The 20240-nt window shown below is 46.6% G+C and carries 18 protein-coding genes; 12 read left to right on the forward strand and 6 right to left on the reverse strand.

All coding sequences use genetic code 11. The features are described from left to right. Positions 1-12: 12 nt before the first annotated feature. Positions 13-2535: a mechanosensitive ion channel family protein gene (locus C943_RS19480; protein WP_008631389.1), complete on the forward strand. Its 2523-nt coding sequence runs from the start codon at positions 13-15 to the stop codon at positions 2533-2535. A 1-nt stretch (position 2536) separates the two neighbouring features. Here C943_RS19480 and C943_RS19485 read toward each other — a convergent pair whose 3' ends face one another. After that, positions 2537-4180 (reverse strand): ABC-F family ATP-binding cassette domain-containing protein, encoded by a 1644-nt coding sequence (locus C943_RS19485; protein ID WP_008631390.1) that lies wholly within the window; start codon positions 4178-4180, stop codon positions 2537-2539. Between the two features lie 231 nt (positions 4181-4411). Between C943_RS19485 and C943_RS19490 the strand changes: the two genes are divergently transcribed. Together C943_RS19490 and C943_RS19495 are read left to right on the forward strand one after the other, a co-directional pair. Further along, complete coding sequence (locus tag C943_RS19490) at positions 4412-5104, forward strand: WD40/YVTN/BNR-like repeat-containing protein (RefSeq protein WP_008631391.1); 693 nt, start codon at positions 4412-4414, stop codon at positions 5102-5104. Next, complete coding sequence (locus C943_RS19495; RefSeq protein ID WP_157198625.1) at positions 4996-7056, forward strand: beta propeller repeat protein; 2061 nt, start codon at positions 4996-4998, stop codon at positions 7054-7056. Before C943_RS19490 ends, C943_RS19495 begins: the two co-directional genes overlap by 109 nt. A 219-nt stretch (positions 7057-7275) precedes the next feature. On the opposite strand, the gene sucD is transcribed toward C943_RS19495, so the two are convergent. Continuing rightward, complete coding sequence (gene sucD / locus C943_RS19500) at positions 7276-8157, reverse strand: succinate--CoA ligase subunit alpha (protein WP_008631394.1); 882 nt, start codon at positions 8155-8157, stop codon at positions 7276-7278. A 128-nt stretch (positions 8158-8285) separates the two neighbouring features. Here sucD and C943_RS19505 point away from each other — a divergent pair, with 128 nt between their 5' ends. The 5 genes from C943_RS19505 to C943_RS19525 are packed head-to-tail and all read left to right on the forward strand — an operon-like array spanning position 8286 to position 15270. After that, on the forward strand, positions 8286-11714 hold the full coding sequence (locus C943_RS19505) for a sensor histidine kinase (protein WP_040481420.1): 3429 nt from the start codon (positions 8286-8288) through the stop codon (positions 11712-11714). Positions 11715-11766: 52 nt separating this feature from the next. Continuing rightward, positions 11767-12945: a hybrid sensor histidine kinase/response regulator gene (locus C943_RS19510; RefSeq protein ID WP_008631397.1), complete on the forward strand. Its 1179-nt coding sequence runs from the start codon at positions 11767-11769 to the stop codon at positions 12943-12945. After that, a complete protein-coding gene (locus C943_RS19515) occupies positions 12945-13574 on the forward strand; it encodes an ABC transporter ATP-binding protein (RefSeq protein WP_008631399.1) in 630 nt (209 codons plus the stop codon). Before C943_RS19510 ends, C943_RS19515 begins: the two co-directional genes overlap by 1 nt. 1 nt (position 13575) lies before the next feature. After that, positions 13576-14799 (forward strand): ABC transporter permease, encoded by a 1224-nt coding sequence (locus C943_RS19520; protein ID WP_008631401.1) that lies wholly within the window; start codon positions 13576-13578, stop codon positions 14797-14799. 39 nt (positions 14800-14838) lie between these two features. Beyond that, positions 14839-15270 (forward strand): hypothetical protein, encoded by a 432-nt coding sequence (locus C943_RS19525; RefSeq protein ID WP_008631404.1) that lies wholly within the window; start codon positions 14839-14841, stop codon positions 15268-15270. 46 nt (positions 15271-15316) lie between these two features. Here C943_RS19525 and C943_RS19530 read toward each other — a convergent pair whose 3' ends face one another. Beyond that, positions 15317-16156, reverse strand: a complete 840-nt coding sequence (locus C943_RS19530) for an aminotransferase class IV (protein ID WP_008631405.1) — start codon at positions 16154-16156, stop codon at positions 15317-15319. A 41-nt stretch (positions 16157-16197) separates the two neighbouring features. On the opposite strand from C943_RS19530, the gene C943_RS19535 reads away from it, so the two are divergent. Beyond that, positions 16198-16629 carry a MerC domain-containing protein gene (locus C943_RS19535; RefSeq protein ID WP_040481422.1) on the forward strand — a complete coding sequence of 144 codons (432 nt, stop codon included), beginning with the start codon at positions 16198-16200 and terminating at the stop codon, positions 16627-16629. Between the two features lie 53 nt (positions 16630-16682). Continuing rightward, positions 16683-17102, forward strand: coding sequence for a hypothetical protein (locus C943_RS19540; RefSeq protein ID WP_008631407.1), 420 nt, complete (start codon positions 16683-16685; stop codon positions 17100-17102). On the opposite strand, the gene C943_RS19545 is transcribed toward C943_RS19540, so the two are convergent. The 3 genes from C943_RS19545 to C943_RS19555 are packed head-to-tail and all read right to left on the reverse strand — an operon-like array spanning position 17103 to position 18758. Further along, the gene (locus C943_RS19545; protein ID WP_008631409.1) at positions 17103-17540 is read right to left on the reverse strand and encodes a c-type cytochrome; all 438 of its coding nucleotides are present in this window, start codon (positions 17538-17540) and stop codon (positions 17103-17105) included. It abuts the gene before it with no gap. Between the two features lie 6 nt (positions 17541-17546). Continuing rightward, entirely contained in the window at positions 17547-18212 is a 666-nt protein-coding gene (locus tag C943_RS19550) for an SCO family protein (RefSeq protein ID WP_008631411.1), read from the reverse strand. A gap of 3 nt (positions 18213-18215) precedes the next feature. Beyond that, complete coding sequence (locus tag C943_RS19555) at positions 18216-18758, reverse strand: CopD family protein (RefSeq protein WP_008631413.1); 543 nt, start codon at positions 18756-18758, stop codon at positions 18216-18218. 35 nt (positions 18759-18793) lie between these two features. Between C943_RS19555 and C943_RS19560 the strand changes: the two genes are divergently transcribed. Both C943_RS19560 and meaB read left to right on the forward strand, forming a co-directional pair. Then, complete coding sequence (locus tag C943_RS19560) at positions 18794-19204, forward strand: hypothetical protein (RefSeq protein WP_008631415.1); 411 nt, start codon at positions 18794-18796, stop codon at positions 19202-19204. Positions 19205-19243: 39 nt separating this feature from the next. Next, positions 19244-20239, forward strand: coding sequence for a methylmalonyl Co-A mutase-associated GTPase MeaB (gene meaB, locus C943_RS19565; RefSeq protein WP_008631417.1), 996 nt, complete (start codon positions 19244-19246; stop codon positions 20237-20239). The last annotated feature ends 1 nt before the right edge of the window (position 20240 follow it).

Below are 20240 nucleotides of genomic sequence, written 5' to 3' on the forward strand. Positions count from 1 at the left end.
AAAAGGTGAACCATGAGGCACTTTACCAGGATCCTGTTTTGCGTGATTTTTAATTCGGTATTTATTTTTTCATCCCAAGCCCAATTACCTCGTATTCAACCGCTCATCGATAGTTTGATTGTCAAGGTGGACACTCTCGAAGAGCAAGTTGCCCCGCGACCAGTACCATCATTGGAAAATAACATCCGCAAGATCGGAGACTATTCAAGGGCGATAAATTTAATTACCAGGACGCTTGAGAAGGGTTTGGATACGGCAAGAATCAACGAGGCGATTCCCCGCATGGAGCGCTTTGTTACAAATGTTGACGCCCGCTTGAAGGAGAATAGCAACAGGCCGAATCTTCGGTTGATCAGTGCCCTGGAATATTTGGTAGGGTTGGCGGAAAAGAGGGCCGCTGAGGTCAACCAAATGATCAACGAGCGCATGGATGAATTGATCCTAGCCAAGGCGCAGTTTGACAGCATCAAGGCAGATGATGTTATGCTTTATACGTTGCGTGACACGCTTCTTTTGCCGGAATTTCAGGAGTCCCTCAATGATCTAAAGCAAAAAGTATCAGAAACCGATAGCATCCTCAATCTGGAGCGAATCCACACCGCGGAGTATCAGTACAAGTTGGCGGCGATATCCCTACAGATCGAAAACATTGGTGAGATTGTAAAAACGGAAAAGCGCAAAATTGAGCGAAATACCTACCGACGGGAGATGAATTACATTTGGAACCCGTCGGATTTTCCAAAAACAGAGCGTATAGCAGACATATTTTCGCAGTCTTTTGGGTTTAATTTCCTCATCATCAACAGCTACCTGAAGGAGTTTCCGGGTTTGAGCATATTCCTGTTGATTGTGATCTTGATCTTGTACCGATGGATATCGAGGAATCTCAAGCAGATCCGCGTTAACAAGGAGTTTTCGGATATTATTTTTGGAAGGCTAAAGTATGTCCATAAGTTCCCATTTTTGTCGGCGATCATGGTTGTTTTGGCCATAGCACCGTTTTTTTATCCCAATCCGCCCCAGTCTTTCTCATCCTTTTTGCTCCTGATGATCGTCATTGCTTCAGGGTTCATGATAAGAAAAAGGGTGAGTTCCAATGCTTTTCGTCTATGGCTGCTCATGTTTGTGCTATTCCTGTTCAATATGCTCAGCAAATTGTATTGGGACGTGGCATACCAGGAGCGGTGGCATTTAATTGTCTTTAACCTTTTGGGAATCTTTGTCACGCTGAGGTTCCTGAAGCTGGTAAAGGTCAAGGATGAAAACATTCCTCCTTATTTTGCCCCGATTGTGTCCGTATATGTTTTGTTTCAGGTGGTTTCGATCTTGGCGAATGTTTTGGGAAGATTTAGCCTGAGCAAAATGGTTGGTATCACAGGCACGCTGAGCATGATGCATGCGGTGAGTCTTGTGATTTTTGTGATTATCATCAAAGAGTTGATCTACATTCAGGTAGAGGTAAGCAGAAAAGATTATGCCGGCTACACCTCCTCGCTTGATTTTCAAGGGATCCAAAAGCGTATCAATTCGCTTTTTACGGTTTTGGCCATCACGATTTGGGGTTACTATTTTTTGGACAGTCTCTACATGCTGGACCTCATTCTGGACTTTTCGTTTGAGTTTTTGGAGAAACCCCGAAATATCCTCAACGCGTCGTTTACGTTCGCGCAGGTATTCGTCTTTGTACTCGCGATTTATTTTGCCGGGTTCATTTCAAATACCGTAGCGTTTTTTGCTTCTATAAAAGACGAGCAGTATGCGGGTGCTCGGAGCAAGCGATTGGGTTCGTCAATTCTCTTGATCCGACTTGGGATATTCACATTGGGCATCATCATCGCCTTTGCAGCGTCAGGGATTCCCGTGGACAAAATCGCGATTGTGCTCGGTGCCCTGTCGGTGGGTATTGGATTCGGTTTGCAGACGATCGTCAACAACCTGGTGTCTGGGATCATTCTGGCATTTGAAAGGCCGATACAGATTGGCGACACGGTACAGGTCGGGCAGATTGAGGGAATTGTCAAGGAGATTGGCATCAGGTCCAGCAAAATCAAAAACTGGGACGGTGCGGATATCATCATTCCCAATGGCGATTTGCTGGCTCATCAACTGACCAACTGGACCCTATCGGATAAAAAGCGTCGGGTGGAATTGATCATCGGGGTCGCTTACCACTCGGACATGGACCATGTCACCAAGCTGATAGAGGAGCAGCTTTCCGTCGAAGGAATTCTGCATCTGCCGGCACCGAGGGTATTTCTGCAGACATTTGCGGACAACTCCGTCAATTTCAGGGTACTCTTTTGGGTCGACGATGTAGACGTGTGGGTAGCAATACGGGACAAAGTGATGCGCGGGATTTTCAAATCTTTCCAAGAAAATGGTGTGGAGATACCATTCCCACAGCGGGACATCTACGTGAAATCATTTCCGGGATTGATTCAGGAAAACATCATCCGCCCAACAGAATTGGGGAAAAAAGAGGAGAAAAAAACCTCAGCGAACCCGAGCATCAGCACGGATGATTCCAAATCCTAAATCAGGATTTGGATGATCTCTCCACTTCGCGCAGGTTTTCCAGTTTCTTGTTTCTCAAGAAGCCGTTGATGTCTTCGAAATGCTCCCTGACGCGTTTTTGCCCAAACTCAAAAACCTTCGTCGCCAGACCGTCCAGAAAATCCCTGTCATGGGAAACGAGGATCAAAGTGCCGTCAAACTCTTTCAGGGCTTCCTTGATGATATCCTTGGTACGGATATCGAGGTGATTGGTCGGTTCGTCGAGGATGAGTAGGTTGACGGGTTCCAAGAGCAGCTTGATCATCGCCAAGCGCGTTTTTTCGCCACCTGAGAGCACCTTGACCTTTTTGTTGATATCGTCGCCACCAAACATGAAGGCGCCGAGGATATCCTTGATCTTTGCGCGGATTTCGCCCACCGCGATGTTGTCGATGGTTTCGAAGATGGTTTGGTTTTCGTCTAGCAGAGAGGCTTGATTTTGGGCAAAATAGCCAATCATGCTGTTGTGGCCCAATTCACACTTGCCTTCGAAGTCGATCTCTCCCATGATGGCCTTGACCATGGTGGATTTGCCTTCACCGTTTTTGCCGACGAAAGCCACTTTCTCCCCCCGCTCGATGGTCATGGAGGCATTTTTGAATACCACATGGTCACCGTATGCTTTGGACAAGTCTTCGACAATGACGGGGTACTTACCTGATCTTGGGGAAGGGGGAAATCTCAGGCGCAGCGCAGAATTGTCCACCTCGTCGACCTCCACGAGTTCCAGTTTCTCGAGCATTTTGACCCGGGATTGGACTTGGAGGGTCTTGGAGTAGGTGCCTTTGAACCTTTCGATAAACTGTGTCGTCTCGGCGATAAACTTCTGCTGCTCGTCGTATTGCTTCTGCTGCTGCTCGCGGCGTTCTTTTCTGAGTTGGAGGTAGTGGCTGTACTTTGCCTTGTAGTCGTAAATCCTCCCCATCGTCACTTCGATGGTACGGTTGGTGATATTGTCGACAAAGGCCCTGTCGTGGGAGATGACGACGACAGCTTTGGCTTCGTTGGTCAGGAATTCCTCCAGCCATTGGATCGACTCGATGTCCAAGTGGTTGGTCGGCTCATCGAGCAGAATAAGGTCGGGTTTTTGGAGCAGGATTTTCGCCAGCTCGATCCGCATACGCCATCCTCCGGAAAACTCCCCCGTGGGACGATGGAAGTCCTCCCGTTCGAATCCAAGGCCGAGGAGTACTTTTTCGACATCCTCTTCGTAGTTGATCTCTTCGATGGAGTAGAATTTTTCGCTCAGCTCGGAGACTTTTTCGATGATTTTGTAATAATCCTCAGAGTCATAATCCGTGCGCACCGTCAGTTCCTCGTTGAGTCGCTCGATTTCGGCCTTCATGCCGAGGTAATAGGCGAATGCCTTGGAGGTTTCTTCAAATACCGTACAGTTGTCCTCGGTCAGCAAGTGCTGTGGGAGGTAGGAAATCACGGCGTCTTTCGGGGCGGAAATGTTTCCTTTGGAAGGCTTGGTGATGCCTGCGATAATCTTGAGCATGGTGGACTTTCCTGCGCCGTTTTTGCCCATCAAGGCGATTTTGTCGGTGTCGTTGATGGCAAAAGAAATATCGCTGAACAGCGCCCGCCCGCCGTGGATGACCGAAATATTGTCAACTGAAATCATGAAGCTCGGATTTGAAGGCGCAAAGGTACGGAATAGAAGGATTGGAAAATTGAAAGATTGGAAGATTGTAAAATTTGGAGCCACTTGGGTCAAGCTTCTGAATAGACCGGGGAGCCGAAAAGTGCTTTGGGAGTGATTGGAGGGTTTCGAGGTCGCTTAGTTTACAATTTTTGGCAAATGGGATAATTGTCGTTATATTTTTTTCTTTCTACCGAAAAATACCACCTCCATATGATAGCCGATCCTAGCACATTTTCCGCAGCAACAATAAAGCCTTCCAAACTAGTCAACTTTCTCCCATTACTTATAGCTGCTTTTCTTAGTGCTGCCGGATATGCCCAGCAGCCCCAGTCGCCCTTGGTTAGGTCCTTTCAGGAGCATTTGTGGCATCAAGAGCAATCAATCTACGGCTTGAATTGGATTCCCCTTGGCCCAGTAGGCAACAGCGCCCTAGTAGAAGCATTTCAGGTGGACATGCAGCATCCCGGTACCATTTACTTGGGATTTGGATCGGGGAGTCTGTGGAAGACAACCAACAATGGTTTGTCTTGGAAACCGATTTTTGACAAAGAGGCATCCTATAGCGTCGGTGACTTTGCTTTGGCTCCGTCCAATACCAGTATCATCTACCTCGGTACCGGAGAGACCTTAAAGAAACCCAGGAACTTCACGATGCCTGGGACCGGGATGTACCGTTCTGACGACGGTGGGGAGACTTGGCGTCACCTCGGTCTCGATGACTCTTGGCATATCGCCAAGGTGGTGGTTCATCCGACCAATCCGGATATCGTGTACGTCGCCGTGCTCGGCCATTTGTGGACCACCAATCCCCACCGGGAATTTACCGATCGCTCAATGGTGGCAAAGACTGGGAGCTTGTACTTTATGTCAATGACCAAACCGGCGCCAACGATATCGTCATAGCGCCATCTGACCCCAACACGCTTTATGCTTCGGTATGGGAAAGCTATCCGACAGTAAATGGGAAAAACAGTGGTGTCTTCAAAAGTGTGGATGGTGGAAAAACTTGGAAAAGGCAGGATTCTGGCATTCCTGTGGGAGAAGGCCGCGGTCGGATCGGCTTGGCGGTTTCCCGTCAAAATCCTGACAAAGTCTATGCCTTGATGGACCACAGAAATAAGGACGGTTTGGATGCCGAAGAGGTCGGGGCAGCAGAGGTGTATCTAAGTCTTGACGGTGCCAAATCTTGGAAAAGAACCCACACCGATGAGTTGATGATCAACTCCGTGATCGGTTGGTACTTCGCCGATATCGTCGTTGATGCGCACGATGACGATGAGATTTACGCCTTGGGAGTTCGGCTGGCACATAGCAAGGATGGCGGCAAAACGTTTGAAATCGTTGCAGGTGACGTTTACCACTTGTTTCCAAATCCGGCAGATCCCTTACACTTGGACCAATGTGAAATTTGGATCAACCCGACGAACAGCAGCCACATTGCATTGGCAAATGATGGGGGATTCTATGTGAGTTACGACAAAGGACAATCGTGGATGCACTACAACAACATCCCAACGGGGGAGTTTTATGACATCACGCTCGACAAAGGAACCCCCTACAAGATTTATGGTGGCACCCAAGACAATGCGACAGTTTTTGGGCCTTCCAGGGAATGGAACCCCAAGCGCCAAGACGGTTGGCAATACCTTTGGATTGATCCCTGGAGCGGAGGTGACGGTTGCATCACGGTTATAGATCCAGTCGATTCGATGACAATCTACTACAGCGCGCAGGAAGGTGCCATCCGACGAATGGACCTGAAGACGGGAAATTCCAAACCAGTACGACCCAATTCCGAGAAAATGGGTGTTGAATTGAATTATCATTTTATCTCTCCCTATTTTCTTTCGGAGTTTGATAACCGGGAACTTTATCTCGGCGGGAATTATGTGTTAAAGAGTGAAAACCGTGGTGACGATTGGAAGGTGATTAGTCCAGATTTGACTAAGAACGGCAATTCCAACAAAACTTCCCTTGCAGTCAGTGCTTTGGTGGAATCTCCGCTTGAAAAGGGGATGATCTATGCCGGGACAGATAGAGGATTGCTGTGGTCGACTCCTGATGGGGGGAAGACTTGGACAGACAGGTCCGATGGTTTGCCTGATGCCTATGTCCGCAGCGTTACGCCTTCCAAGTACCAGTCGTCACGGGTATACCTGGCACTTTCCGGCATCAACTATGACGATTTCAATACCTATCTTTTCAAATCGGAGGACGGAGGAAAGACCTGGGAAAGCCTGAAAGGCAATTTACCGGGTGAGGTTGCCTATGTCATCAAGGAGGATCCGATATTTGAGAATGTCCTTTATGCGGGGCTATACCGTGCGGTCTATATATCCACAGATCGGGGAAAAACCTGGTCACAATTGGGACAGGGTTTCCCCCCGGCTGCCGTATCGGATATCGAGGTCGAACCCCGTAGCAATGACCTGGTCGTATCCACCCATGGTCGCGGAATCTACAAAGTCAACCTGAAGCCGCTGTATGAGTTACTTGACAAGAAATCGATCAATGAAGAAATGCTTCTAGCGCTAGGGAATGTCACCGTTTTGCCAGCAGAAAGGTTTGATAAGCTCCACAATTTTGACTTGGAGAAAATGACGATCTCGTTTTGGTTGCCGGAGGCAAAGACTGTCTCCATCAATATTCTTGACGAAAAAAAGGTCTTGCAATGGTCGAAGAAAATAGACGGGCGAAAGGGATTGAACCAGTACCGCTGGGATTTGATCCTCCGGGAAAACAAGAGCCCCTTGCCCTATTTCCTCAATCAAAGAGAATTTCTTCCCAAGGGAAAGTATACCCTTCAACTTGTTGGAGATAAGACGCTCGAAAAAGAATTTGAAGCGATAGATTGACGGATTTGCTATCTAGATAGGTCTTGGTTTTAGAAACGGTAGGATTCCGAGGGCGAAGTATTTGGGGTAAGGCCCCAAAATGCGGGTTGTCTTGGAGGATGATATTTGAACAAATGCGAACTGACGTATTCGATCTACAGCGGTGTCGACACAATAAAAAAAAAACCGCCCCGGATTCCCAAGGCGGTTCAAATTTTTGAATTTCAATGTTTAATCTCCTTAAGCTACCACTCCCAGCACCTTAGCCATCAACGAACCAATCTCCGCGGGGCTTTCGGCGACATTGATGCCGTTTTCGGCCATAATGCGCATTTTGGCGGCTGCGGTATCATCGGCGCCACCAATGATGGCACCAGCATGACCCATCCTTCTTCCGGGAGGTGCAGTTTGTCCTGCAATAAATCCTACGACCGGTTTTTTGTTGCCATTGGCGCGGATCCACCTGGCGGCATCTGCTTCATAGCTACCGCCGATTTCTCCGATCATGACGATCGCATCGGTCTCAGGGTCATTCATTAATAGTTCGACAGCTTCCCTGGTGGAAGTTCCGATTATCGGATCGCCTCCGATTCCGATGGCGGTGGAAACACCGAGACCAGCTTTTGCGATTTGGTCTGCGGCTTCGTAGGTAAGCGTTCCGGATTTAGAAACAATGCCAATTCTTCCTTTTTTGAAGACAAAACCCGGCATGATACCAACTTTGGCTTCACCTGGAGTGATGACTCCGGGGCAGTTTGGGCCGATGAGCGTAGCACCTCTTTCTTTGATATAGGGCTTTGCCTTCATCATATCAGCTACTGGAATACCTTCTGTAATCGCAATGATGACTTTAATTCCAGCATCCGCAGCTTCCATGATGGCGTCCGCGGCAAATGCCGGTGGAACGAAGATGATGGAAGTGTTAGCGCCTGTCTTGAGGACTGCCTCTTCCACGGAGTTGAACACAGGCTTTTCCAGGTGCTTTGTTCCTCCTTTACCGGGAGTCACTCCGCCTACCACATTGGTGCCGTATTCGATCATTTGCTGCGCGTGAAAAGAACCCTCCGACCCGGTGAAGCCCTGCACGATGATTTTGGAATCTTTATTGACTAAAACACTCATGCTGCGATTTTTAAAGTTTCGCACAAAAATAAAAGATTCACCCCTACCGCAAAAGAATTGGGAAACATTATCGGATTAATTTACACTGTTGATATCTTTTCATAATTTAGACGGCGTTCACCTGCCCTATGCTAAAATATTTACTGCTCATCTTGGCTTTCCTGGTTTGCATGGAAGGGAATGCCCAGACTTTTTACTTTAACAAACAAATCAAAGGGGTCAATTTGCCCACGGAAATTGTACATGAGGCGGTGCAGGATGACAAAGGGCGGATTTGGTTCAATACCGCTCTTGGGGTGTACTTTTCGGATGGGTTTTTGACTTATCCCATTCCGGATGATGTGCAGAGTAAGCTTGCTAACTTGGTCCACATTTTCAAGGATGAAGACGGCAGGATTTGGATCGCCAACAAGGTAAAACAGCCCAAGGTGTTTTTTCTCGAGAATGATACTTGGAAGGAATTTGCCATCCCTGAAAGCTTGGACAGTAGTCCAATGAAAAGCTATTATAGATTCGTAGCTGCAAAAGTCTCAGGGAAATACCAATTTGTCTTCGAGACCGAAAACCTCATCAACGTAGGCGATGGAAAGATTTGGAAGTCTTTTTCTTACAAACCTGACCAAGTTGGACATTATAGTTCCCATAACATCGGGCCTCAGGGTTTGGTGATTTTTCACAACAAGCAGGCTTTCAGGGTCGACAACATGCAATTGGTTCCTTTTCAGGTTCAGGCCAAGTCAGAAATACCGAATGTAGAACATATTAAGTTTGATTCCCTTTCCGGACGTTATTATTTCTTGGGGAAAGACTTGTTCGGATTTGGTGCCAATTTCGACAGGATTGATTCCGTGATTCACCGACGGTTTTCCAGGGATATCTACAGCACCAGCAATTTTTCCGGATTGCAGGTGGCAAAAGGCAAGGTGTTTTTCTTTTACAACTCCCAGCTTTACCAGTATAATCCTACATCTGGGTTCAGTTTGGAAATTGATTCCTATGATATGCTCAAGGCATACCACATCAACTCGTTTTTGGTCGACCGGGAAAACATCACTTGGATTATTACTAACCGAGGCTTGGTCAATATCAATTCACTGGCGTTCATGAATTTTGATTCCTTGGTCTTTTTGGACGATGAGGTAACAGCGGTGACTGAACTTTCAAATCGGAGTATTTTGGTGGGGTTCAATGATGGCCTGCAGGTTTTTGATGGGGCAGAAGTGCAGACCCTCTTGGGAGAAAAGGAGATAGTCGGGCATCCAAAATTCAGGATCACCAATTTCACGACCGACAAAAATGGGATCGTGTGGTTCTCTTCCAATCTCCGGGGATTGGGGAGATTTGATCCAAAGACAAATCAACTGGAGTTTGAGCCACATCCGGAAGGAATATTTGCCAACGGTGTGGATGTGGTAGGGGACAGCCTGTTTATCATGTGTCGCAGCAGGCTTTACCTGTCCGATATCTCCAATCGCAAAGGACAACATTTCAAAAACGACATTACTTCCAGTATTCTCAACGAGCTGGAACTTTTTGATCTCTATGTTCGAAAAGTCGGGAAGCTTACGGACGGTAGGTTGATACTGCTGCATGGAGGCAATCCGACGGTGCAGGAGGGATTTCGGCGGGGTAAAAACTATTTGACCGTGATCGGTTTTGATTATTTGGAAAGAGGAAATGAATTGATTATCGGTTCTGAAAACGGTCTCCGGGTTCTGGATTCTAATGGACTACAATATTTGACAGTAAACGGTGAGAAAATCACCCGCTCCGTGTATTCATTGCTTGAGGACTCGAATGGTCATCTTTGGGCCGGCACAGATAACGGTGTCTACATCATCCGAAATGGAAAGGTAGATCATTTCAACGAGAAAAATGGCCTTTCAGGACTGGAGGTAAATAGGGGCGCCTTACTTGAGACAAGTAGGAAACAGGTTTTGATCGGGACCAATCGGGGTTTGTCAGTGTATTTGAGCGATCAGGAAACGGACTTATTGGAAAAGCCATTCACGGAAATCGTTTCTTTGGCTGTAGTCGGGTATGAGAAAGATTCCATCGACATCGAGAACATTCCCTATGGGATCAACAATGTTCAGGTGAATTTTCATGCGGTCACATTCAAACAGCCCAACAACCTCGTCCTGAGATATAAGCTGGAAGGTTATCATGATGACTGGCAGGAAATGGTGAGCCCACGCTCAAATTCCCTCACATTCAGTAATCTTCCTTATGGCACTTACCGCTTTTTGATGCAAGCCGGCTTGGAAGGTGGCGTATTTTCTGAGCCAATTTCATCTCAGAAGTTCAGGATTTTGAGACCGATATATTTGCAGGTCTGGTTCATTATTCTGGTTTTGCTTTTCTTTCTCCTGGTGGGATATCTCTTCAATACGGTCTTGGAAAATATTCGCCGACAAGTGTTGCTCACACGAACAATTGACCAAAAAAGCAAGCAGGTATTGCAGACTGAGGACCAATTTAAAAACGTATGGGAGAGTTCTATGGACGGTTTGATGCTGTCTGTCGAAGGTGGCAAAATTATAGCGGTGAACCCCAGCTTAGCGCAGATGGTTAGGAAAACAGTTGCCGAACTCGAAAAAGGTTTCGTCAAAGACCTATTCTATAGACCTGAATATTATCTGGAATCACGTCCGCTCATTGCCAGTGCTCTCAATGATCCCAATAAACACGCAGGTACCTTTGAAATGAGAATGCCGCTTCGTGGAGGGGACCGTGACATCGAGCTTTATGTTTCCAGACTGAGGTCGGACTATGAGGGTAAAAACATCATCCTATCCGTTTTTAGGGATATCACCGGGAAAAAGGATTACGAACGCGGACTTAAGGTGGCCAAGGAGAAGGCTGAGGAAGCAAGCAAGGTCAAATCCAATTTCCTTTCCAACATCAGTCATGAAATCCGGACGCCGCTGAATGGCATCTTGGGAAGTACCGAAAACATCATTCTCCAGCGACCACATGACAAAGAGCTCGTTTCCCAATTGGAGATCATACAGGAATCCGGTGAAAGGCTGCTCGGTACCATCAATAGTATACTCGACCTGTCCAGGATCGAAGCCAACAAGATCGAGGTCCATTACCGTGAGACCAACGTCAATGAGTTTCTTTCCAAAATCCTCATGCCTCTCAAGGGTTTGGCGGTCAAAAAGGGACTGTTGCTCTCAACGAAATATGAAACTCAGCCATTGATAGGGCTGATTGATCGGCGCCTGTTCGAAATGATCGTCAACAACCTCGTGGGCAATGCCATCAAATATTCCGAAAAAGGCATGATCACCGTGCGGTTGCGACAGGTGGAACGTAATCTTGAACTGCTGGTGGAGGATCAGGGGATTGGCATGAGTCCGGGATTTTTGAAAAACGTATTCAAGCCGTTTGAGCAGGAAAGCCAAGGCTATGGCAGGAGTTATGAAGGAACCGGCTTGGGTCTGGCCATCACCCACCACCTCGTGCAGATTTTGGGCGGCGATATTCAAATTGATAGCCAAAAACACTTGGGAACGAAGGTTTTGGTGAGCGTTCCACTAGGTAAAAAATGATTTTCGTAAAAGGACAAAACTCGTAATTTGCACCCTCATTCAAAAAGCGCACATGTTTCCACTAAGGATATTGATCACTGAGGACGACCACGTCTCCGCCTTGCTGTTGAAAAAAGCACTGGAAAAAAACAACCATGAGATCATTGGGATTTCGGACTCGGGGGAGCGTGCCTTGGAGATTTTGGAAACCAGTCCAGCCGATATCGTCATGATGGATATCAATTTGGCTGGCGAGCTTGATGGAATCAGGACCACCGAGATCATCAATGAAAAATATGATATCCCTGTAGTTTATCTCAGTGCGAGCTCCGATGCGGAAACGCTCACAAAGGTAGTCGGGACCAATCCAAGTGCCTATGTGATCAAGCCCTTCAACATCAGGGAACTGAACATGGTGATAGAATTGGCCATTTTCAAAGACCGTAAGGAAAAGGAACTCCAGAAACTCAATAACGAGCTTGAAGAAAAGGTAAGGCAGCGGACAAAGGATCTTGCGGAGGCCAACAAAGAACTCACCCGTGCATTGGAAAAGGAAAGGGAAATCGGCGAGCTCAAGTCTCGCATCGTGTTGAATGTGTCCCATGGTTTCAAGACACCTTTGACGTCCATCCTCAGCTCAGCGCAATTGCTCCAACAGTATGCGGAGCGTGAGCACCCATTCAAGGCGAAGATCCAAAAACACGCCCAGAAAATCGAAAACTCTGTCCGTTCGCTAAACAGTCTGCTCACTTCGGTGTTGTTTTTTGGGAAAGCAGATGCCAATAAGATTGACTACAAGCCGAAGAAAATGTTTCTCGCGGCAATGCTCAACGAGATACTAGACGTCGTCAAGGCAGGTTCGGAAAATGATGTGAAGATCAACACGAAGTTTGATAATCTGCCCAAGACCATCACCTCCGATTCGGATTTGCTCTACCAGATTTTCGAGAATCTACTTTCAAATGCCGTGAAATATTCGAAAGACGGCCAAGAGGTGGAATTCAAGGTTTGGCTGGAAGATGGGCAGCTGAAGGCAAGTGTCAAGGACCAGGGAATCGGAATACCCGAAAAGGAACAAAGCCAGTTGTTTGACCGCTTCTTTAGAGCAAAAAACGTGGGAATCATCGAAGGTTCAGGATTGGGCCTGTCCATCGTCAAGAAAAGCATCGAAGTGCTCAACGGAGATATTACTTTCCAGAGCGCCCAAGGCAAAGGAACCACATTCTTAGTGTCAATTCCGATTCAGAACTAATGATTCTAAAGGCCGAAAATATTTCGTTTTACTACGACGCCAACCAGCCATTCCAGATTCCGGATATCCGATTGGATCGGGGACAGCAGTTGTTGATTTTGGGTAGATCAGGAAGTGGGAAGACCACCATTTTACATATTTTGGCGGGGCTGCTTCAGCCAAAGGCGGGTGAAGTGTCGATTGATGGGACATCGCTGTACACGCTCAAGGGGACCCAATTGGATAAATTTCGGGGGAAAAACATCGGCATCATTTTTCAAAAGCCACATATCCTCGCACCTTTGACTGTGGAGGAAAATCTCATGCTTGCTAATTATTTTGCCGGAAAAAAGACAGATAGGATTACTTCGGTACTTCAGGAGTTGGGGATTGGGCACAAGAAAAAGTCATTGGTAAATAACCTGAGTGAAGGTGAGGCGCAGCGTGTGTCGATAGCCCGGGCCTTGGTCAATGAACCCAAGCTCATCTTGGCGGACGAGCCTACGGCAAGTTTGGATGATCAAAATGCAGAGGCGGTCGTCAAACTGCTTAAGGATCAAGCGGAAAAACATCAAGCTGCCTTGGTGATTGTTACGCACGATCAGCGGGTTAAAAACCATATTTCCAACCAAATCACCGTAGGGATCTGATATGAACTTACTGAAACTTAGCTGGAAATACCTGACTGCAAAGCCACTGAGTACGGGATTGAATATCCTCTTGCTGGGTTTGGGCTTGGCAATCATTACGGTGCTTTTGCTGATCCAGGATCAGTTCGAAAGCAAGATGACCAAGGATGCCGAAGGAATTGACTTGGTCGTTGGGGCTAAAGGCAGTCCCCTTCAACTGATACTTTCGAGCATTTACCATATTGATTTTCCAACGGGAAATATCGATATGGAGGAAGCCAAATCACTCGGCAAAAACAGGCTTGTCAAAAAAATCATCCCCTTGGGGCTTGGTGACAACTACCAAGGCTACAGAATCGTGGGTACCAACCATGATTATCTGGAATTGTACAAAGCAGAGTTTGCCCAAGGGAAACCTTGGGAGCTTCCATTTGATGTGGTGCTCGGTAGTGCGGTGGCAGAGAAAATGGGATTAAAGCTCGGAGATACGTTTATTGGTTCCCATGGCATTGGTAGCAGCAGCCACGACCATGGGGAACATCCCTATACCGTAACCGGTATTTTGGCCCCGATGGGCAACGTACTAGATAAATTGGTGCTCACGAGCATCGAATCCGTGTGGTACACGCATGACGAGGGAGAAGAGGATCCTGGCAAATTTCAGGCGCCAGTCGCAAAGACGGGTTTCCCAGAAGGCGAGGACCGTGAGGTGACTTCCCTTTTGCTCCAATACCGAAATCCGATGGCAGCCGTCCAACTTCCCCGCCAGATCAACAGCAGAACATCGCTGCAGGCTGCATCGCCGTCGTTTGAGATTTCCCGTCTTTTTGAACTGTTGGGAGTCGGAGTGAAGTTCGTTCAGGGAATTGCGATCGTGATCATCATCATCGCAGGCCTTGGTATCTTTATAGCGCTGTTCAATTCGCTGAAGGAAAGAAAGTACGACCTTGCCGTAATGCGTACGATTGGAGCGTCAAGCGGTCAATTGTTCATCCATATTCTGTTGGAAGGGGTGATTCTTACCTTCATAGGAGCGATTTTGGGAATTCTCATTGGGCACCTTTTTTTGGGCATCCTCGTTATGCAAAACGATCAGGGGGCCATCGGCAACCTGAGCGCCTTGGTTTTCTTGACCGAGGAGCTTTGGATCGTTGTCTTCGCCGTATTCGTCGGTATAGTAGCCTCTCTTATTCCTGCAATCAACGCTTATCAAACTGATATTGCCAAACAACTTTCCAAATCCTAATTTCGGGCGTGACGCGTTCACTCAGAAAAAAATTCAATCATGAAAAAAATACTGCTGATCATTGTGCTGTTGGGCTTCGCCAAAATGGGTTATTCACAATCCACAACCGTGTGGAAGGACTTGTCGGAAGTGACCTATAAAATTGGCCAGGATGAATTCGGGGAGCTATATATCCCGGTTTTCGGTCCAAAAATCAAGAACCTCGAAGGTAAGGTCGTGGAGGCAGATGGCTACATCATCCCGTTTGAAGGCATGTTTAAACCAGAGCATATCATTCTTTCCTCGCTGCCTTTGGCTGAGTGCTTTTTCTGTGGATCGGGAGGACCTGAGACTGTCATGGAGGTGATGTTGAAAAACCCAATCAAATACACTTCAAAGCGGGTGCGTGTGCGGGGCAAGCTGACACTCAATGATAAGGATCCCGAAAAACTGATGTACATCCTCAAAGAAGCAGAACTTCTAGCGAACTAAATCAAAATGGCCAAATCAATCGATTTGGCCATTTTGTTATTCGGTCCTATTTGTTTTCAGACATCGCACCGACAACTTTTTTCTCCATCTCCAAAAAATCCTTCAGTAAGGCCAAGGTTTTTTTACCTGGTTTCCCCTCGCCGATGGCGTAGTTGTCAATTTTGGTGACGGGGAGGATTTTTTTGGTCGTACTTGTCATGAAAACTTCATCCGCATTGAGGAGTTCTTCAAAGGTAATCGGGCGGATCTCCGTCTCTGGAGCCAATTCCAATGTCCGCATCCTAGTGATTCCATGAAGTACATTCTGGTCTGGGGTAGCGATTTTTCCGTCTTTGATGATGAAAATATTTGACCTGGAGCTTTCGGAAATAAAGCCGTTTTGGTGGTAAATCAAATCTTCGGCCCCCTCTTTTTTCCAGTTGGCACTGTGCCATACAGGGAAGGCGTAATTCGTGGTTTTGATATCGGCTACGGCACGTACATGTTCGGCGGAGACCAACTTGACGCCCGTTTCGTATTTGCTCATCGGTGGAAAATCCAGGGCTTCGCAAAAGATGAACAGACTGCCTGTATTCGGAGAGAAATGATTGTCGGAAATTCCACCGGTTAACAGCATTCTGATTCCTCCGTTTTCGAGTTCATTCTTCGAAACAAGTTCCAGGATCACATCCTCCAGTCCCGCACGGTCCAGGGGAAGCGGGAGGTGCATTTTTTCTGCCGAGCGAATGAACCTATTGAGGTAATCCTGTAGGAAAAGCGGGACATAGTGCGCGGTCCTGAAAAAATCAAAAATCCCATATCCCCTGATCAAACCTATGTCCATCGGATGGATCGTGGCCGTCTTGGATTCGCGGATTCTATCCTTGGCAAAACAGTAAGTTTTCATATCCTTCTCAGTCTAAATATCTTTTTTCTATATTTGCAATTATGTTGCAAATAAGTAAGCGAATTCAAATTCAAAAGCCGGATTTGATCGGAATATCGGCTTCATTTTTATGCATGGTTCACTGTACGGTTTATCCCCTGATCGTTTCGCTGGGGTTTTTTGTCAAAGGGCCCAGCAACCCACCGAGACACTTTGGGACCAAATACCAACACACGCATTCCGTTTGGCATTGGCTTGATTACATTTTCATTGCATTTGCAATTTGGGCGGTAATCAATGCGGTCAAAAATACACATTCAGATTTTATAAAAATAGGGTTATGGGCCTCGTTGACGGTATTTTGTTTTGCAATCCTTTTACACGACCGATTTGATTGGATGTTTTTTGTGTCGCTTTCAGCATCCTTTTCATTGGTTATTTTTCATATTTTAAATTGGAAAAATTACAAAACATGTAATTCGTATAATAAATAGTTTCTTTTTTTAATTTAAATATCTTTTATTTGCTTTCAAACTTAATGACCCCAATGAAAAAAAGCTGGATACTGTTAGTAAGTCTCATTTGGTTTCTGCTCGCCTGTGGCGACAACTTAAAGAAGGAAAATGATTCTCTGAAGGAAGACGTAATTGCCATTCATGACGAGGTGATGCCCCTGATGGGCGATTTGAAAAACTATCAAAAGCAAGTTGAAAAAAGAATTAGCCAAGCTGACTCCTTGGGGATGAGCCCCGAGGAAGTCGCTGACTTGAAGGTCATGGCGGGTGATTTGGGCAATTCCTTTGAGGGAATGTTTGTGTGGATGCGGCAGTTTAAGTCCAGTTATGATGACATGACCGACGAGCAGGTGCGGGATTACCTTCTTGAACAAAAAATCCTCATCGAAAAGGTTAACGCCGACATCAAAAAGTCGATGGATAGCTACAAGGCCAAATTCGGCGAAAAATAATCAATGCTTCAAATATTGCCCGGCTTGTGAAGCATCTATCACTCCTTCCTTCGCCCCCCAAATATTATATAGGTAAGTCATTAGCTGGGCAATTTCCAAATCCGTGAGTTTCGGGTTAGCCGGCATCGCCTCGTTGTATTCAATTCCGTTCACAGTTATAGGGCCAGTTTGGCCGTACTTGATGATACGGGCGGTTCTACCTTTGTCTTCCAGAAAATAATCCGAGTTCTTGATTGGCGGGATAAGTTTACCTAGTCCACTTCCGTCTTTCTGATGGCAGTTTGCGCAGTGTTGTTCATACAGGATTTTTCCTTGTATAGCGTATTGTAGCACCTTTGTGTCGGTAATATCGGCCAGGGTTCCCTCTTTTTTGTCGTTATTGGCGGAACACGAAATCAGAAAACCAGCAAGAAGCAAGTATAAAAAGACTTCCCTCATCGGCAGTTATTTCAGGAGTTTTGGGATATCCTTCATCAGCCTGTCGACTTGGTCTTCTTTTGTACCGTCGTATACGCCGCGGATATGGCCATCTTGGTCTATCAATACAAAGGCGCCGGAATGCAAAATACCTCCGGGCTCATTTTGGTCAGCCATAGCAGTAGTTAGATAGCTGGTTTGCCCGATTTCGAAAATCTTTTCCTGATCACCCGAAAGAAAATGCCAGGTTTTGTCATCTTCCACACCAATTTTGGATGCGTAATCCTTGAGTAATTCGGGTGTGTCGTGTACAGGGTCCAAGGTATGGCTCAGAATCTGGAACCTTGGTTCATCCTTGAATTTTTCGTAAACCCTAAGCATCTGGGTTTTCATGATCGGGCAGATTGTGGGACAGGTTGTGAAGAAAAAGTCCGCGACATAGACTTTTCCCTGCATGGAGGCGTTGGTGATGGTCTTGCCTTCCTGATTGGTAAAGGAGAAGTCAGCAATCTTGTGGTAAACAGTATCGGATACTGTTTTGCCTTCCATTTCAAACTCCTGAACCTCCCGATTGCCCAAGATGGGAAGCTCCCCATTGCCTTGATTCCCAGCGTTATTTCCGTTGCAACTTGAGAATGCTACTGCAATAAACGTGGCAAAAACCCAAACCCTCATTTTCCTTTCCATTTCCATTTGTTAGTTATTGTTCTTCTCCCGCACTTTTTTGTACCATTTGATCCCCAGCATCATGAGTATACTGAGTGCAAACAAACCGCCGATACCCCAGGCAACGCTCACGATACTTTTTAACACGATCAAAAAGACGATCGCGAACAGGAGAATAGTCGCCAGTTCGTTCCACATACGTAACTGGGTGGAAGTCCACTTGGTTTCCCCACGTTGCAATTGTAGAAAAATGCGATGACACAGCAAGTGATAAATATACAATACGAAAACAAAGCCCAACTTTGCGTGCATAAATCCCAACTGCATGTAGCCCCATCGATAATATAAGACCCAAAAACCGAATATGAGCGTCAGTATTGCCGAAGGCCAGGTAATGATGTACCAAAGGCGACTTGCCATCAGGTTGAGTTGCGGACTGAGGATTTTTTGTTCTGCCTCGGGTTTGTCGTAGGCTTCGGTTTGATAAATGAAGAGCCTGACGATATAAAAAAGTCCCGCAAACCAGGTAACAACAAAAATGATATGTAAAGCCTTGATATATTCGAAAGCCATCTTGTGATTTTTGCCCTAAATTAAATCAAAAAACCGTGAAAGTACCCCGAAATAAACTCAACCTCCTATTGATTGGTGCAGCAATCGGTATTGCTACTTGGCTTTTTTGGGAAAGTGTATCCCAACCTGGCCTGGAACAGTGGTCCGGAAAGATTGAAGAAATGGCTTTTTACCGAAACGAAAACAATACGGGTCCTATTCGCCGGATATATACGGTCTATGTGAAAGATGCCACCGCAGAAGACATGCGGGCTTATGCCGACCGCATGCCATATACGAAATACGGAACGACGACCGTGTATTTTTTTTCAGAACGGGATCGTACGCCAAAGGATTTAAGGGCTGAGAATCCGCATTTTGATCCTGATTTTAACTCCAACTGCATAGCTGTATATGAAAAAAACAGCATGGCGCAGGTGCAGTTCAGGCGCAATCCTTTCGATTAATTCAGCTAAATTCACCCATCAAGCCCAATTGATTCTACATTGAAAAAGAGCAGATTCAGCCCAGAGACTTATATCCAAGGAATCCTCAACGGAGACCGTATGCTTTTGAGCAGGGCGATCACTTTGGTAGAAAGTACCCTGGAAGAAGACCAAACCTTGGCCGGCCAGGTGATGGAGGGAATTCTTCCTTTTTCGGGAAACTCAATTCGGATCGGTATCACTGGCGTTCCTGGCGTTGGAAAAAGCACGTTCATCGAAAAGTTTGGCGGATTAATCGTTGAGAGTAACCACAAACTTGCCGTGTTGGCCGTGGATCCCAGTAGTCAGCAATCCCACGGCAGCATACTTGGCGACAAGACCAGAATGGAAAGCCTTGCTGCGGACAAGAGAGCCTATATCCGCCCCAGTCCGGCAGGAAAGGCACTCGGTGGTGTGAGTGCAAAGACTCGTGAAGCCATGCTTTTATGTGAAGCGGCGGGTTTTGATGTGATATTGATCGAAACCGTAGGAGTAGGCCAATCGGAGACTGCAGTTAGGGGGATGGTGGATTTTTTTCTGCTTCTGATGCTCGCCGGGGCAGGCGATGAACTGCAGGGAATCAAAAAAGGAATTATCGAAATGTGCGACGCTTTGGTAATCAACAAGGCCGACGGTAGCAACCTCGAGGCAGCCAAGCTGGCGATGCGAGACTATGCCAATGCGCTACATTTGTTCCAAGCAAAAGAAAGCGGTTGGAGTCCGAGAGTGATGACCTGCTCGGGATTGGAGGGGAGAGGCCTAGCAAAAATCTGGAACGTCGTAGAGGAATACCGAAACGTGATGCAGCTAAACGGCTTTTGGCAACAAAACCGTCAGTCACAAAGAATCCAATGGTTTGATGACCATATCCGGTATTTGTTGGAGTCAAAATTTTATCAAAACCCCGGGGTAAAACTGCGACTGTCCGAGGTTTTACCAGGTGTCCAATCAGGAAACCTTTCTCCAATCAAACAAGCAGAGGAACTTGTCCAAGGATTTCTAAACCGTGCCAAATGAC

This window comes from Mariniradius saccharolyticus AK6, from assembly GCF_000330725.2.
In the GTDB taxonomy this organism is placed as follows: Bacteria; Bacteroidota; Bacteroidia; order Cytophagales; family Cyclobacteriaceae; genus Mariniradius; species Mariniradius saccharolyticus.